Source organism: Pseudomonas arabinosi (assembly GCF_047758675.1).
Classification (GTDB): domain Bacteria; phylum Pseudomonadota; class Gammaproteobacteria; order Pseudomonadales; family Pseudomonadaceae; genus Aquipseudomonas; species Aquipseudomonas arabinosi.
On sequence record NZ_CP180480.1, the window covers coordinates 2,159,737 to 2,174,124 of the forward strand.

Below are 14,388 nucleotides of genomic sequence, written 5' to 3' on the forward strand. Positions count from 1 at the left end.
AGGGATCTGCGTCAGATTGCGTTATGGGTTTTGAGCCAGCCCAGGCCTGCTTCAGTGGTGGTCAGCGGCTTGTATTCGCAACCGACCCAACCCTGATAACCGATGCGGTCCAGGTGTTCGAACAGGAAGCGGTAGTTGATTTCACCGGTGCCCGGTTCGTTGCGCCCAGGGTTATCGGCCAACTGGATGTGGTTGATCTCGCCCAGGTGCGCAGCCATGGTGCGGGCCAGGTCGCCCTCCATGATTTGCATGTGGTAGATGTCGTATTGCAGGAACAGGTTGGCGCTGCCGACCTGTTCGCGAATCGACAGGGCTTGCGCCGTGTTGTTCAGGTAGAAACCCGGGATGTCGCGGGTGTTGATCGCTTCCATCACCAGTTTGATGCCCACCGCTTGCAGCTTTTCGGCCGCGTACTTGAGGTTGGCGACAAAGGTCTTTTCCACGGTGGCATCGTCCACACCTTGTGGACGAATACCGGCCAGGCAGTTGACCTGGGTGTTGCCCAACACTTTCGCGTAGGCAATCGCCAGGTCGACACCGGCGCGGAACTCTTCAACCCGGTCCGGCAGGCACGCGATACCACGTTCGCCCTTGGCCCAGTCACCGGCCGGCAGGTTGAACAGCACCTGGGTCAAGCCATTGGCATCGAGCTTGGCTTTGATCTCGGCGGAGCTGAAGTCGTAAGGGAACAGGTATTCGACACCACTGAAGCCGGCCTTGGCGGCAGCTTCAAAACGGGCAAGAAAATCCTGCTCGGTGAACAGCATGGACAGGTTGGCTGCGAAACGCGGCATGGTGGTCTCCCGTATATGTGTGAGGTCCCTTGTGGGAGCGAGCCTGCTCGCGAAAGCGGTGTGTCAGCCAACATCTTTGTTGGATGTGAAGCCGCCTTCGCGAGCAGGCTCGCTCCCACAATGGGAACGATCAGCAGTTAATCGAGCATCGAAATCGCGGTCGGCGCGTCGTTGCCGACCAGCGCCAGGTCTTCGAATTCGTTGACCGCGTTGATCTCGGTGCCCATGGAAATGTTGGTCACACGCTCCAGAATAATCTCGACGATCACCGGCACCCTGAACTCTTCGATCAGCTCCTGAGCTCGGCGCAGGGCAGGCTGGATCTGGCTCGGTTCGAACACACGCAGCGCCTTGCAGCCCAGGCCTTCGGCGACCGCGACGTGGTCGACACCGTAACCGTTGAGTTCCGGAGCGTTCAGGTTGTCGAAGGACAGCTGCACGCAGTAGTCCATGTCGAAACCGCGCTGGGCCTGACGGATCAGCCCCAGGTACGAGTTGTTCACCACCACGTGGATGTACGGCAGCTTGAACTGCGCGCCCACCGCCAACTCTTCGATCATGAACTGGAAGTCATAGTCGCCCGACAGCGCCACAACTTTACGGGTCGGATCCGCCTTGACCACGCCCAGCGCTGCCGGAATGGTCCAGCCCAGAGGACCTGCCTGACCGCAGTTGATCCAGTGACGCGGTTTGTAGACGTGCAGGAACTGCGCGCCGGCAATCTGCGACAGACCGATGGTGCTGACGTAGCACGTGTCCTTGCCGAACACCTGGTTCATCTCTTCGTAAACCCGCTGCGGCTTGACCGGCACGTTGTCGAAGTGAGTCTTGCGCTGCAGGCTGGATTTGCGTTGCTGGCAGTCTTGCAGCCAGGCGCTGCGGTTTTTCAGCTTGCCGGCGGCTTGCCATTCGCGAGCGACTTCGATGAACACAGTCAGCGCGGCAGCGGCGTCGGAAACGATACCGAGGTCCGGGGTGAACACGCGGCCGATCTGAGTGCCTTCAATGTCGACGTGAATGAACTTGCGGCCTTCGGTGTACACGTCGACCGAACCGGTATGACGGTTGGCCCAACGGTTACCGATACCCAGCACCATGTCGGATTTGAGCATGGTCGCGTTGCCGTAGCGGTGCGAAGTCTGCAAGCCAACCATGCCCACCATCAGTGGGTGATCGTCCGGAATGGTGCCCCAGCCCATCAGGGTCGGGACTACCGGAATACCGGTCAGCTCGGCGAATTCCACCAGCAACTCGCTGGCGTCGGCATTGATGATGCCGCCACCGGCCACCAGCAACGGACGCTCGGCCTGATCGAGCATGGCCAGCGCCTTCTCGATTTGCACGCGGTTAGCGGTTGGCTTGGCCAGCGGCAGTGGTTCGTAGGCGTCGATGTCGAATTCGATTTCAGCCATCTGCACGTCAAACGGCAGATCGATCAGCACCGGGCCTGGACGGCCGGAGCGCATTTCGTAGAAGGCTTTCTGGAACGCGTAAGGCACCTGGCCCGGTTCCATGACGGTGGTTGCCCACTTGGTCACTGGCTTGACGATCGAGGTGATGTCGACAGCCTGGAAGTCTTCCTTGTGCATACGGGCGCGGGGTGCCTGGCCGGTAATGCAAAGAATCGGGATCGAGTCGGCCGAGGCGCTGTAGAGCCCGGTGACCATGTCGGTACCGGCAGGTCCCGAAGTGCCGATGCACACGCCGATGTTGCCGGCCTTGGTGCGGGTGTAGCCCTCGGCCATGTGCGAGGCGCCTTCAACGTGGCGAGCAAGGACGTGATCGATGCCACCGACCTTCTGCAAGGCGGAGTACAGCGGGTTGATCGCGGCGCCGGGGATGCCAAAAGCGGTATCAACCCCTTCACGGCGCATCACCAGAACGGCGGCTTCGATTGCTCTCATTTTGCTCATGGTTTTGTGCCTCTTACGTTTTGTAATTGTATACAAGTTGCTTTGCGCAGAGTGTATTCACGGCGGACGGCGCAGGTCAATCCATTTTCTCAAGCGGCCGTTTCATTCGTCGGAAGCCCAATCTACTGTGGCTTTTCGTCGCATGTGGCGCTTTTCGAAAATTATTGTATACAAAAAAATAACTCATTGTGTTCTATTTGTTGCATCGGACTTCTGAACAAAACGCAGTCCAACAGCTTTCCCTATAACAAAATGAGGACGGCACCATGAGCGCTTTAACCTTGAAAGTCGCAGTCAACCTGGCCAATCAGGCTATCTCCGCAGGGCGTGCAATCTCGGCGGCTCCATTGACCATCGCAGTACTGGATGCGGGTGGACACTTGGTCACCCTGCAGCGTGAAGACGGCGCCAGCCTGCTGCGCCCGCAGATCGCCATCGGCAAAGCCTGGGGCGCCATCGCCCTGGGCAAAGGCTCACGCCTGCTGGCGCTGGACGCACAACAACGACCGGCGTTTATCGCCGCTTTGAACAGTCTGGGGCAGGGCAGCGTCGTCCCGGCACCGGGCGGTGTATTGATTCGGGATCAGGAAGGGAATGTGCTGGGGGCGGTGGGTATCAGCGGGGATCTTTCCGATGTTGATGAGCAATGTGCGATCAATGCGATTGAGGCGCTGGGGTTGCAGGCGGATGCGGGGGTGACTGCTTGATTAATGGGTGATTGATCTACCGCTATCGCCAGCAGGCTGGCTCCCACAGGGGATTATCTGCGTGTCAGAGATCCACTGTGGGAGCCAGCCTGCTGGCGATGGTGCTCTACCAGACACATCCTGCCAAAAGTCTGCCCCCGCCTTTTAGTCATCACAAGACTAGGCTCTTTTTGATTTCATCATGAAAAGGGCAATGGAATGCCGGATTTACCAGGTTCAAACCGTCTGCGCATCGGCCGCTATACCGAGCAAAACCGCATCTATCTCTTAACGACAAACACACTCGACCGAGTACCTGTTTTCAAGGACTTCACCTTGGGCAGATTAGTCGTCTCGCAATTTCGCGCTGCGCAGGACCAAGGTTGTGCAAACTCACTGGCCTGGGTCGTCATGCCGGATCATTTTCATTGGCTGATCGAATTGCAGCGGGGGTCGCTCTGCGGACTGATGCAAAGGACCAAGTCTTTGAGTACCAAGGCAGTGAATCTGTCTGCCGGCCGTAGGGCCAGTCTTTGGCAGCGAGGTTTTCATGATCGAGCACTGCCTCGTGAAGAGGACTTGGTAAAGGTTGCCCGGTATGTTGTGGCTAACCCGTTGCGGGCCGGATTGGCAGGGCGGCTTGGCGACTATCAGCTGTGGGATGCGATCTGGGTTTGATCCAAAAACCGAGTCGTCCCCATCGCCAGCAGGCTGGCTCCCACAGTGGATCTTCAGTGATCACTAAATTTGCATTCAACACCAAACCCTGTGGGAGCCAGCCTGCTGGCGATAGGGGCGCCGCGGTCTACCGATCAGGCTCACACCCCTTGAGCACCAACCGGATAATCGTCTGCGCCGCCGCTTCATAGTCGGCCTCATCGAGCTTGGCCTTTCCGGTCACCGCGGAAATCTGCCAGTCGAAGTCTGCATAGGTCTGGGTCGCGGCCCAGATGCTGAACATCAGGTGGTTGGGGTCTATCGGGGCGATCTGGCCGCGGTCGATCCAGGTCTGGATGCAGTCGATGTTGTGCTTGGCCTGGCCGTTAAGCCGTTCAACCAGATCGGCACTCAGGTGCGGCGCCCCGTGCATGATTTCGCTGGCGAACACCTTGGAGGCGAAGGGCAGGTCGCGGGAAATGCGGATTTTCGAGCGGATGTAGCCGCTCAGCACCTCGCTGGGCACGCCGTCGGCGTTGAACGGTGTCGAGGCCTGCAGAATCGGTTCGATGATGCTTTCCAGGACCTCGCGGTAGAGGTTTTCCTTGGATTTGAAATAGTAATAGACGTTGGGTTTGGGCAATCCCGCCTTGGCTGCGATGTCACTGGTTTTGGTCGCAGCGAAGCCCTTGTCGGCAAATTCTTCACTGGCGGCACGCAGGATCAGTTCTTTGTTGCGCTCGCGGATGGTGCTCATAAACCAGGGGGTTCCTTGCCTGTTCTGGCGGTTGCGCATGGTAGCACCGGCCTCGCGCGGCGCTCAAGAATGCCCCGTACGCCACCCGGCCGCGTTATGCTGCGTGGCATTCATTCAAGAAGGAAGCCTGATTCATGGCAGGAAGCAGTTTGCTGTTGCTGATCGACGACATTGCCGCGGTACTCGACGATGTGGCGTTGATGACCAAAATGGCGGCCAAGAAGACCGCCGGCGTGCTCGGCGACGATCTGGCGCTCAATGCCCAACAGGTTTCCGGTGTGCGCGCCGAGCGGGAAATCCCGGTGGTGTGGGCGGTGGCCAAGGGCTCGTTTCTCAACAAACTGATCCTGGTGCCCTCGGCCCTGGCCATCAGCGCGTTCATTCCCTGGCTGGTCACACCGTTGTTGATGATCGGCGGCGCTTACCTGTGTTTCGAAGGTTTCGAAAAACTGGCCCATAAATTCCTGCACAGCAAGGCTGAAGACCAGGCCGAGCATGCAGAGCTGGTCGAAGCCGTGGCCAATCCGGCGGTCGATCTGGTGGCGTTCGAGCAGGACAAGATCAAAGGTGCCATCCGCACCGACTTCATTCTCTCGGCAGAAATCATCGCCATCACTCTCGGCACCGTGGCAGATGCTCCGCTGACCCAGCAAGTCATCGTCCTCTCGGGTATTGCCATCGTCATGACCATCGGCGTGTATGGCCTGGTGGCCGGCATCGTCAAACTCGACGACCTCGGCCTGTGGCTGACTCAGAAGCCTGGGCAGATGGCCAAAAGCATCGGTGGCGGGATCCTGCGTGCGGCTCCGTACATGATGAAAAGCCTGTCGGTGATCGGCACGGCGGCGATGTTCCTGGTGGGTGGCGGAATTCTCACCCACGGCGTGCCGGTGGTTCATCACTGGATTGAAAGCGTCAGCGCAGGGGCGGGCGGTGCCGGGTTTGTCGTGCCGACGTTGCTGAATGCGGTGGCGGGGATTGTGGCGGGGGCGGTGGTGTTGGCGGGTGTGATGATTGCCGGCAAACTCTGGAAAGCAGTGAAAGGCTAAACCTGTGGGAGCGAGCTTGCTCGCGATAGCGGCCTGTCAGTCAGCATAGATGTTGAATGTTATGGCCTCATCGCGAGCAAGCTCGCTCCCACAGTTGATTTGTGACAGACATGAAAAAGGCCATTCGATTCGCATCGAATGGCCTTTTTTGTTGCCGATGTTTTACTCGGCGATCTGCAACTTGCGCGACTCGGTGTACACGTAGCGCACTTTCTCGTACTCGAACGGCGAGTTCAGCTGGCCATAGCGGAAGCTGTTCTGGTAACGCTTGTCGACGCCGCGCAGCAGCCAGACCTCAGGATGGTTGGAGCTGACCTCGGAAACGTTCAGGAAGTTGATCGCCGACTCTGCGGTGAAATCGACCGCCAGGCCGCCGGTGTCGCGGATGTTGGAAGGTCCGAGGATCGGCAGCACGAAGTAAGCGCCGCCCGGTACACCGTAGAAGCCCAGTGTCTGGCCGAAATCTTCGCTCTGGCGCGGCAGCCCCATGGCGGTGGCCGGATCCCACAGGCCGGCGATGCCAATGGTGGTGTTGAGCAGCAGCCGCCCGGTAATTTCCATCGAGCGCTGGCCTTTGAACTGCAGCAGGCTGTTCAACAGGTTCGGCACATCACCGAGGTTGTTGAAGAAGTTGCTGACGCCAGTGCGTAGGAAACTCGGCGTGATGTAGCGATAGCCATCGACCACTGGCAGGAACACCCATTGGTCGAAGCGGTAGTTGAAGTGGTAGACGCGGCGGTTCCACTCTTCCAGCGGGTCGTAGACGTTCAGCGCATTGAGCGTCGAACGTTCGAACTCGCGCTGATCCAGTCCCGGGTTGAATTTGAGTTTGCTCAGCGGCTCCTTGAAGCCGTCACTGTCAATCACAACCGGTGCGTTGGCTTTGCTGTTGTCGGCATTGGCGACGCCTGCACAGAGTAACGCTGCGATAAGCAGGAGGTATTTAGCCACGGAAGAACTCCAGCATGGCGTCGCTGTTGACGCGGTAATTAAGGTTGCCGCAATGGCCGCCCAGTGGATAAACGGTCAAGCGATCGCCAAAGGTCTTGCGCAGGAAACCAAGGTCGCCAGGGCCGAGAATCACGTCGTCGGCGTTGTGCATGACGGCGATTTTCGGGCTGTCGTGCAGGTAATCCTTGAGTGCATACAAACTGACCTGGTCGATCAGTTGCAGCAGGCTGCCGCCGTCGGTGCGGGCGCGCCACATCGGAATGACCTGTTCGGTGATGTAGCAGTCGAAGTCGCACTGCAGCGCGCGTTTGAGGAACGGCGTGAGGGTGGTGCCTTCGGTGATCGGGTATTTCGGTGGAGTGATCAGACCGCGACGGTTGATCAGGTCCGAGGTAAAGGCAATGTCGGCAGCCGAGAAGCGGAACGAAGTACCGATCAGCATGGCCATCTGTTCGTTGCTCAGGTGCTGCTTGGACTGCTGGAAGTCGTAGAGCAGGGCATCGTTGAGGTCGATGTAGCCTTTCTGCTGGAAGTACCGGGTCAGTTTGTTCAGCACCAGTTCATAGAACGTTGTGCTGTTGTTGATGCCCTTGACCTCGGTCTGGACCAGTTTGTCCAGGTTGGTAATCGAGGTGTAGAGGTTGACCGGCGGGTTAAGCAGCAAGACTTTCTTGAAGTTGAAGCTGCGGCGGGTTTCATCCAGGTGCGCGACGAACGCCGCATCCAGGGCGCCCAGGCTGTAGCCGGTCAGGTAGTAATCGGTAACGTCCACATGCGGGTTTTGTGCTCGCACGGCCTGCATCACCCGGTACATGTCTTCGGCGTCTTCCTTGGTGATGCCGGGCGTTGCAAAACGTGAGGCGGCGCTCATGAAGTCGAAGCTGGTAGGCGACGACAATTGCACCACGTGGTAGCCGGCCTTGTAGTAGAGCTTCTTCAGGTATTCGTTATGGCTGCTGTCATAGCGCGCGCCGGTGCCGGCGATCAGGAAAATCAGCGGAGCGGCTTTATCCTGGGTGGCGATGCGGTAGGTGAGTTTCTTCACCGGCCAGAAGTTGTCCGGCAAATCGAACTCACGCTCCGGGCGTAACCTGACGCTGCGGGTTTGCTGATTGATGTCGTCGTCCAGCGGCAACTCCGGACGCAGGTCCGGCGGTGTCGTCGCGATGGTCGCCTCGAACGGGTTGGTCAAGGGGTAGCCATAACTGGCAGCGTCGATATCGACGGCCAGTGCGGACGCACTCAAAATAAGGCCGCCAAACAGGGCGGCGAAGCGCAAGGAACGGAGCATGACTAGATCCCTTAGAGAAAGGTGCCGAATGAAGTTCGCAGGCTATGACCACGGGGTTTGCGCCAAAGTGCCATGGGGCGGCACCAATCAGGCCTAATTTCGAAGTAATAGTAGCTGGACGATACACTTTGCAGCGATTTCGTGACCAATTATCTGTCACACGCGTTTGCTTACCACTGCCGGGGGATTAAGCTGGCCGCCGTTTTCGTTTATTGGAGTGCTTCATGTCCCGTCGTCTGCCTGTGGTTCTGCTGCTCGTTCTCCTGCCGTTATGGCTGGCCGCCAGTTATGGCGCGCGTTATGGCTTTATGGAGGATGCTCAATGGGTCGGCATCTGCGTGGACGAAGCGAGCCGCTGGGAATGCCAGGTTCGTTCGAGCCTGGGCCTGATGATTCACTTCAACGTATTGGGCTTCGCGGCATTGGCGGCAGCTGTTATCGGTTTTGTGCTCCCGGGCCGGGCCGGGTGGTGGTTGGCCGTGCTGGCGCTGGTGTTCGGGTTTCCGGCGTTGGCGTTGTACAACACGACTTTGGCTGTTTTTGCGGTGGTGATTGCTGCTTTGCGTCTAGTGAGAAAGGCCGCCACTCGCTAAATTTTGCTGCGTTACCTGTTATTTCTGACAGTTGACGCTTTCGACAGTACGGGTCCAAATAGCCGCGTTGCTGCTGAAAAGCGTTGATCCTGTCAGGAGAAACTACCAATGCACGCTCGTACTCCCACGTTGACGGTTATTGACCCTCGTGCACTGACGGTGCGAACCGTGGCCTATTACCGAGAGACTGTCCTGATTCCTCTCGAAAGTCGCGTCACTCATCAGGCCTATGATGGCGCTGGGCGTGCAACTAAGCGGTATGACCCTCGTTTGTTCGAACTTCTCGGAACAGAACCCAATATATCGGCAAACCTCAGAACGGTATTCAATCTCTCGGGAGAGGAACTACTTACCGATAGCGTTGACGCCGGTTATCGCTTGCATTTGCCAGGTCCTGCCGGCCAGCACTGTTATAGTTGGGACAGTAAGCTCACACGTACCCATATTGAATACGATGACCTCATTCGTCCGATCAAAGAATCTGTGTGGGTGAGTGGTGAAGAGGAACGGGTCAGTGCTTATTTCTCCTACGGCGGCAACGGCGCACCGTTTGTAGAACGAAATCAATGCGGAGAATTGATCCGTCACGATGATAGTGCCGGGACGATGTTTTTTGGTTCATTTTCGTTGAAGGGCGAACTGCTTGAGAGTACCCGGCATTTTCTCGATAGCATGGAGCAACCGGATTGGCCACCTCAAGAGGCTGATCGTGATGTTCTTCGTGAAGAAGGGAGTGGCGCCACTACTTTTTCTCGTTACAGCGCGACATCCCAGTTGCTCTGCCAAACCGATGCCGAGAGTAATATCCAGATTTTTAATTACACGGTTGACGGACAGGTCGCCGGAATAAAAGTGAAAATAGGGGCAGATGGACCAGTAAAAGACCTGATAACCAACATCCGGTACAGCGCGTTCAACAAAGTTGAGCAGCAAACATTTGCCAATGGACTCATTTGCTCTGCCCTTCGTTCTCCCGTTGATGGAAGATTGGAAGAGTTGAAGTCGCAGCTCTCGGGACATCCACTTCTGCAGCATCTGATTTACCGCTATGACCTCGTCGGTAATATCGTGTCTATTGAGGATAAAGCGCTGCCGGTTCGCTACTTCCGTAACCAGAAGATTGAGCCAGTTAGAAAATTCTGGTACGACACTCTTTATCAATTGATTCGCGCCACTGGCTGGCAAATGGTCGGTGGCAGCGTAGGCCCGTATTTACCTGAGTTCCAATCGCCAGCGGATCCGGGGCAACTGGAAAAATACACTGAGACCTTTAGCTACGATTGTAGTGGGAATCTGATCAAACAGGTCCATTGCGCTGCGCTTGGAAATCGCACTCAGCGTATGAGGGTGTCGAAATACAGTAATCGTGCTCTCGTGCAAAAAAATAATGGAGATTTGCCTACGGAGGCTGAGATTGCTGCGGGGTATGACCCTAATGGTAATAAACGGCTATTGCTGCCCGGACAGGCCCTGTCTTGGGACGAGCGGAATCAGCTACAGCGAGTCGAGCAGGTAGTACGCATTGACTTGCCAAACGATGCCGAAAACTACATTTATGACCATGCTGGACAGAGGCAGCGAAAAATTCGCACGACTCTGGCCAGTCGCTCTGTGCGTAGCCATGAAGTTCGTTATTTGCGAGGACTGGAAATCCGGACTGATAATGAGAAAGTACTGCATGTTATTAATGTGCAAACAGAGCTGTGCGATGTCCGTGTGCTGCACCGGATAGATCAGCGGCGAGGTACCAGCACTGTCAATTACCGTTATGCGTTAACAGACCAAATAGGCTCATGCAACCTGGAGCTTGATGATGTAGGAATGCTTATAAATGAAGAGGTCTTTTATTCTTACGGCTGTACGGCGTGGTGGGCGGGAAGCGATAGAGCTAAGGCGAATGACAAGACTATGCGCTATTCAGGTAAGGAACTGGATGCGACCGGATTATATTATTACGGTTTGAGATATTACGTTCCTTGGTGGAATCGATGGCTGAGTCCGGATCCCGCGGGTGTAGTAGATGGCTTGAATTTGTATTGTATGGTTGGCAATAGCCCTGTCACATTTTTTGATAAGGTAGGGCTTAATAATACGAATATTAATAATGTCAGTCAAAACGATTACGCCAGTCTGGTATCTGCTTTTGAAAGCGGAGATATTTTGTTTGGGTTACGTGAGCCTCGGGACTTCGCACTGCAAGCTTTGGACAAAGTAGGGTTCAAAGAGTTTTCAATGGTGCCATTTTGGAAGGAAGGCATTCCCAGGTTGTTATGGTTGAAGAAACGGAATGTGTTGAAGCAGAATGATCTAACCGATGCAGCATTTGGCCCGACCGTCACGGCAGGAATATACAATACGGGCGAACAAATAGAGGCGGAGTTAGTGGATGCAGCGCGTGGAGTTGCCTACAAGGAATTCGCAATGACTAACAGGTATTTTCAAAAAGATGAAAAAGGAACAGGGAATTTTTTCGAGATAAACGTTCCGATGTGGCGGCGTTCGAGTAAAGCGGGGTTGGAGTTTCAGATTTTTGAGCGTAACAAAAAGGTACTCTTCGCTATTGATAGTTTGATGGGAACGCTGGGTGATATTGTTTCGAAAAAACCTGGTGCTGGTACCAGTGTTACTGCTTCTGAAATCAGGTATGTGTACAGACGAAAAGAAACGCCGGAAGTAAAGAATAATGTGAGGTTTTTTGTGGCGGATCGAGAGGTGCCGCAGTCCGAGTTTTTTAACCTGCCAGCCTGGAAGGCTTACCATCCCAAAAAAACGTACAGTAAGGTCACTGTGCCGCGTCGTTCACAGGTGAGCAAACATTAATTGCGGTCGTTTGCTAGTTGGGGCGGTGTCGAGTTGGTGTAGTACGACATCGCGCGGTTCCTGCTCTCCAGCCCGGAGAGCAGGATTTGTGCATCGTGCTACAGATCAGCCCTTGCGAACCCGCAAACTGCGCCACAACGCTGCAACCATCAACACACTCACCAGCGCCCAACCCCAGGCTTGCTGATTCTGCAACCCTTCACGATAAAGCTGCGGCGCAATGCCAGCACCGATGATGAAGGTCAGCAGGGCAATCTCCCGACGCGGCACGCTCACCGGGCGGCACAGGTAGACCAGCGCCGGCAGGATGAATGCAACACTCGGGAAGCTGCGATAACGCGGATCGAACACCAGCTCCAGCATCGTCACCGCAGCGGCAAACCCGGCTACAGCGAGCAACCAGCCCGCCCGACGTTCCAGCGCATTGAACGCCCGTTCACGCCAGCCAGTGCGAGCGCTCAGGGTCAGTGCCGCATGGGCCAGCACCAACACGTTCAACGCCGTCAGCAAAGCGACCCACAACCATTCACTGGTAAACCGCGTGGTGACGCGGGCCAGGTCGCCCCAGGCGCCAATCGAGCAAGCGGCCAGCGCACCCAGCAGCGGTAGAACCAATGCTGCGCGAGTGCTGCGCACACGGCCGCCGAGGATCAGCGTGCCAAGGAAGATCAAGCCACCGACCGCCAGCCACTGCGACCAGTACGGTACGTTCGACACTGGACCGGCGAGCACGCCCTTGTCCTGGCGATCGGCATCGAACAGCCCCCAGTAACCACCGACCGCACCTTCGCTGGCGCGTTTCCACGGCTGGTCGAAGGCTTCGATCAGGTTGTAATGCCAGCCTTGCTGCTCCGCCATGATGACAAAAGCGCGAATGAACTTGGCTTCATTGACCCTGCTCGGCAGGGCGGTTTCACGCTGACGGCCTTCGCTGGGCCAGCCGGTTTCGCCAATCATCACGTCCTTGGGTGCGAACTTGTTGCCGAACACCTGACGTACTTCGGCCACATGCTGCAGGGCGGCATCGATATTCGACGGGTCATCTTCCCAGTACGGCAACAAATGGATGGTCAGGAAATCCACCGCCGGGGCGATTTCCGGGTGCTTGAGCCAGAACTCCCAGACGTCGGCGTAAGTGACAGGCTGCTTGACCTGGCTTTTGACTTTATCAATGAGCTTGGCCAACTGCGCACCGGTGATTTCCTTGCGCAACAGGGTTTCGTTGCCGACGATCACCGAGGTCACCACGTCCGCGTTGGCGTTGGCCGAGGCGATCAGCAGGTCGACTTCCTTGGCAGTGTCCACCGGGTTGCTGTTGACCCAGGCGCCGATCATCAGCTTCAGCCCGTGCTTGCGCGCCAGGTCGGGCAGAGCCTCGAGGCCGGTCATGGAATAGGTGCGGATACATTCGAAGCTTTTGGCCAGCAGCGCGAGGTCGGCGTCCATGCGCTCGGGGCGCAGCTTGAACGGCTGATCGAACGGCGATTGGTCCTTGTCGAACGGGGTGTAGGAGGCGCATTGCAGCTTGTGCGTCGCGCTGGCCACGTCCGGCAGCAGCACCGGTTTACCAAGGCCGTACCAGAAACCACCAAGGGCAAAAAGCCCCAGCAGGCAGGCGAACAGATAAGCAAAAAAAGGAAAGCGTGATGTCGCGGGCATGGTCAGGCCGTCTGGGAGCAAAGCCGCGCATGTTACCTTCATTTGCCGCGTGCTTGGTGGCCTGCATACTTTTGACATGCAAAGTTTGGGCGGATTGGCCGGCGGTCTTCCTGTGGTCTAGATTAATGGCGTTCTGATGTCGTTTCTCGATGCCTTGAGGTCGCTGGCAGAGAAGGTCGCCATTGTCTTGGGGTTGATTATCGAGGCGTCAGTACTCCGCTGATGTTCGGACGAGTTTGCGGTGGGCGTGATGGGGGCGCTGGGCACCATAACAATACGTTGACGCGACTCGGCATCCGTCGAGCGCAGCACTTTCGGGGAAGTAACGATGAAGATGCGACGACTCTTGGGCGCAGGTGCCGCTTTGGTGCTGGCGATCAGTTCTACTGTAGCCAGCGCCGAAGGCAAGGCAGTGACTATCGGTTATGTCGACGGCTGGTCGGACAGTGTCGCCACGACCAACGTGGCCGCTGAAGTGATCAGGCAGAAACTCGGTTATGACGTGAAACTGCAAGCAGTCGCCACCGGGATCATGTGGCAGGGCGTGGCCACTGGCAAGCTCGATGCCATGATGTCTGCGTGGCTGCCTGTGACTCATGGTGAATACTGGACCAAGAACAAGGATCAAGTCGTCGATTACGGTCCGAACTTCAAGGACGCAAGAATTGGCCTGATCGTGCCGGAGTATGTCAAAGCCAAAAGTATTGCCGATCTGAAAACCGACGACAGCTTCAAAGGTCGTATCGTCGGCATCGACGCCGGTTCGGGCGTAATGATCAAGTCCGAGCAGGCGATCAAGGACTACGATCTGACCGGCTATCAACTCAAGGCCAGTTCCGGCGCCGGCATGATTGCCGAGCTGACCCGTGCCGAGAAGAAAAACGAATCCATTGCTGTCACCGGCTGGGTGCCGCACTGGATGTTCGCCAAGTGGAAACTGCGCTTCCTGGACGACCCGAAAGGCGTTTATGGCGCGGCTGAAACCGTAAACAACATCGGCAGCAAAGAACTGGCAACCAAGGCTCCGGAAGTTGCCAAGTTCCTGAAGAACTTCCAGTGGGCGTCGAAAGACGAAATCGGCGAAGTCATGTTGGCGATTCAGGATGGTGCCAAACCTGAAGCCGCCGCCAAGGATTGGGTGGCCAAACACCCGGAACGTGTTGCAGATTGGACCAAATGATTTGAGCTGACGCCTCTAGTCAGCACCTTACAGGGCCG

The 14,388-nt window shown here is 56.7% G+C and carries 12 protein-coding genes; 6 read left to right on the forward strand and 6 right to left on the reverse strand.

The annotated features are described in order from the left end of the window. Nucleotides 1-11 precede the first annotated feature (11 nt). Nucleotides 12-794, reverse strand: a complete 783-nt coding sequence (hyi, locus tag ACMXYJ_RS10110) for a hydroxypyruvate isomerase (protein WP_415759689.1) — start codon at nucleotides 792-794, stop codon at nucleotides 12-14. A 137-nt stretch (nucleotides 795-931) separates the two neighbouring features. Beyond that, nucleotides 932-2,707 carry a glyoxylate carboligase gene (gene gcl / locus ACMXYJ_RS10115; protein WP_415759690.1) on the reverse strand — a complete coding sequence of 592 codons (1,776 nt, stop codon included), beginning with the start codon at nucleotides 2,705-2,707 and terminating at the stop codon, nucleotides 932-934. A gap of 266 nt (nucleotides 2,708-2,973) precedes the next feature. Here gcl and ACMXYJ_RS10120 point away from each other — a divergent pair, with 266 nt between their 5' ends. Both ACMXYJ_RS10120 and ACMXYJ_RS10125 read left to right on the forward strand, forming a co-directional pair. Further along, nucleotides 2,974-3,414 (forward strand): GlcG/HbpS family heme-binding protein, encoded by a 441-nt coding sequence (locus ACMXYJ_RS10120; protein WP_046046337.1) that lies wholly within the window; start codon nucleotides 2,974-2,976, stop codon nucleotides 3,412-3,414. 198 nt (nucleotides 3,415-3,612) lie between these two features. Further along, nucleotides 3,613-4,071 (forward strand): REP-associated tyrosine transposase, encoded by a 459-nt coding sequence (locus tag ACMXYJ_RS10125; RefSeq protein ID WP_415759691.1) that lies wholly within the window; start codon nucleotides 3,613-3,615, stop codon nucleotides 4,069-4,071. A 127-nt stretch (nucleotides 4,072-4,198) separates the two neighbouring features. Here ACMXYJ_RS10125 and ACMXYJ_RS10130 read toward each other — a convergent pair whose 3' ends face one another. Further along, nucleotides 4,199-4,807, reverse strand: a complete 609-nt coding sequence (locus tag ACMXYJ_RS10130) for a TetR/AcrR family transcriptional regulator (protein WP_046054318.1) — start codon at nucleotides 4,805-4,807, stop codon at nucleotides 4,199-4,201. 134 nt (nucleotides 4,808-4,941) lie between these two features. Between ACMXYJ_RS10130 and ACMXYJ_RS10135 the strand changes: the two genes are divergently transcribed. Next, a complete protein-coding gene (locus ACMXYJ_RS10135) occupies nucleotides 4,942-5,856 on the forward strand; it encodes a DUF808 domain-containing protein (RefSeq protein ID WP_415759692.1) in 915 nt (304 codons plus the stop codon). Between the two features lie 162 nt (nucleotides 5,857-6,018). Here the strand turns inward: ACMXYJ_RS10135 and ACMXYJ_RS10140 are convergent, their stop codons facing one another. Together ACMXYJ_RS10140 and ACMXYJ_RS10145 are read right to left on the reverse strand one after the other, a co-directional pair. Then, nucleotides 6,019-6,807, reverse strand: coding sequence for an MlaA family lipoprotein (locus tag ACMXYJ_RS10140; RefSeq protein WP_415759693.1), 789 nt, complete (start codon nucleotides 6,805-6,807; stop codon nucleotides 6,019-6,021). Beyond that, entirely contained in the window at nucleotides 6,800-8,098 is a 1,299-nt protein-coding gene (locus ACMXYJ_RS10145) for a serine/threonine protein kinase (protein WP_415759694.1), read from the reverse strand. Before ACMXYJ_RS10145 ends, ACMXYJ_RS10140 begins: the two co-directional genes overlap by 8 nt. Nucleotides 8,099-8,322: 224 nt before the next feature. Between ACMXYJ_RS10145 and ACMXYJ_RS10150 the strand changes: the two genes are divergently transcribed. Together ACMXYJ_RS10150 and ACMXYJ_RS10155 are read left to right on the forward strand one after the other, a co-directional pair. Further along, on the forward strand, nucleotides 8,323-8,691 hold the full coding sequence (locus ACMXYJ_RS10150) for a hypothetical protein (protein ID WP_415759695.1): 369 nt from the start codon (nucleotides 8,323-8,325) through the stop codon (nucleotides 8,689-8,691). Nucleotides 8,692-8,799: 108 nt separating this feature from the next. Further along, entirely contained in the window at nucleotides 8,800-11,511 is a 2,712-nt protein-coding gene (locus ACMXYJ_RS10155; protein WP_415759696.1) for an RHS repeat-associated core domain-containing protein, read from the forward strand. A 105-nt stretch (nucleotides 11,512-11,616) separates the two neighbouring features. Here ACMXYJ_RS10155 and ACMXYJ_RS10160 read toward each other — a convergent pair whose 3' ends face one another. Continuing rightward, the gene (locus ACMXYJ_RS10160) at nucleotides 11,617-13,212 is read right to left on the reverse strand and encodes a beta (1-6) glucans synthase (RefSeq protein ID WP_415759697.1); all 1,596 of its coding nucleotides are present in this window, start codon (nucleotides 13,210-13,212) and stop codon (nucleotides 11,617-11,619) included. Between the two features lie 286 nt (nucleotides 13,213-13,498). Between ACMXYJ_RS10160 and ACMXYJ_RS10165 the strand changes: the two genes are divergently transcribed. Then, nucleotides 13,499-14,350 (forward strand): glycine betaine ABC transporter substrate-binding protein, encoded by an 852-nt coding sequence (locus ACMXYJ_RS10165; RefSeq protein ID WP_415759698.1) that lies wholly within the window; start codon nucleotides 13,499-13,501, stop codon nucleotides 14,348-14,350. Nucleotides 14,351-14,388: the final 38 nt, after the last annotated feature.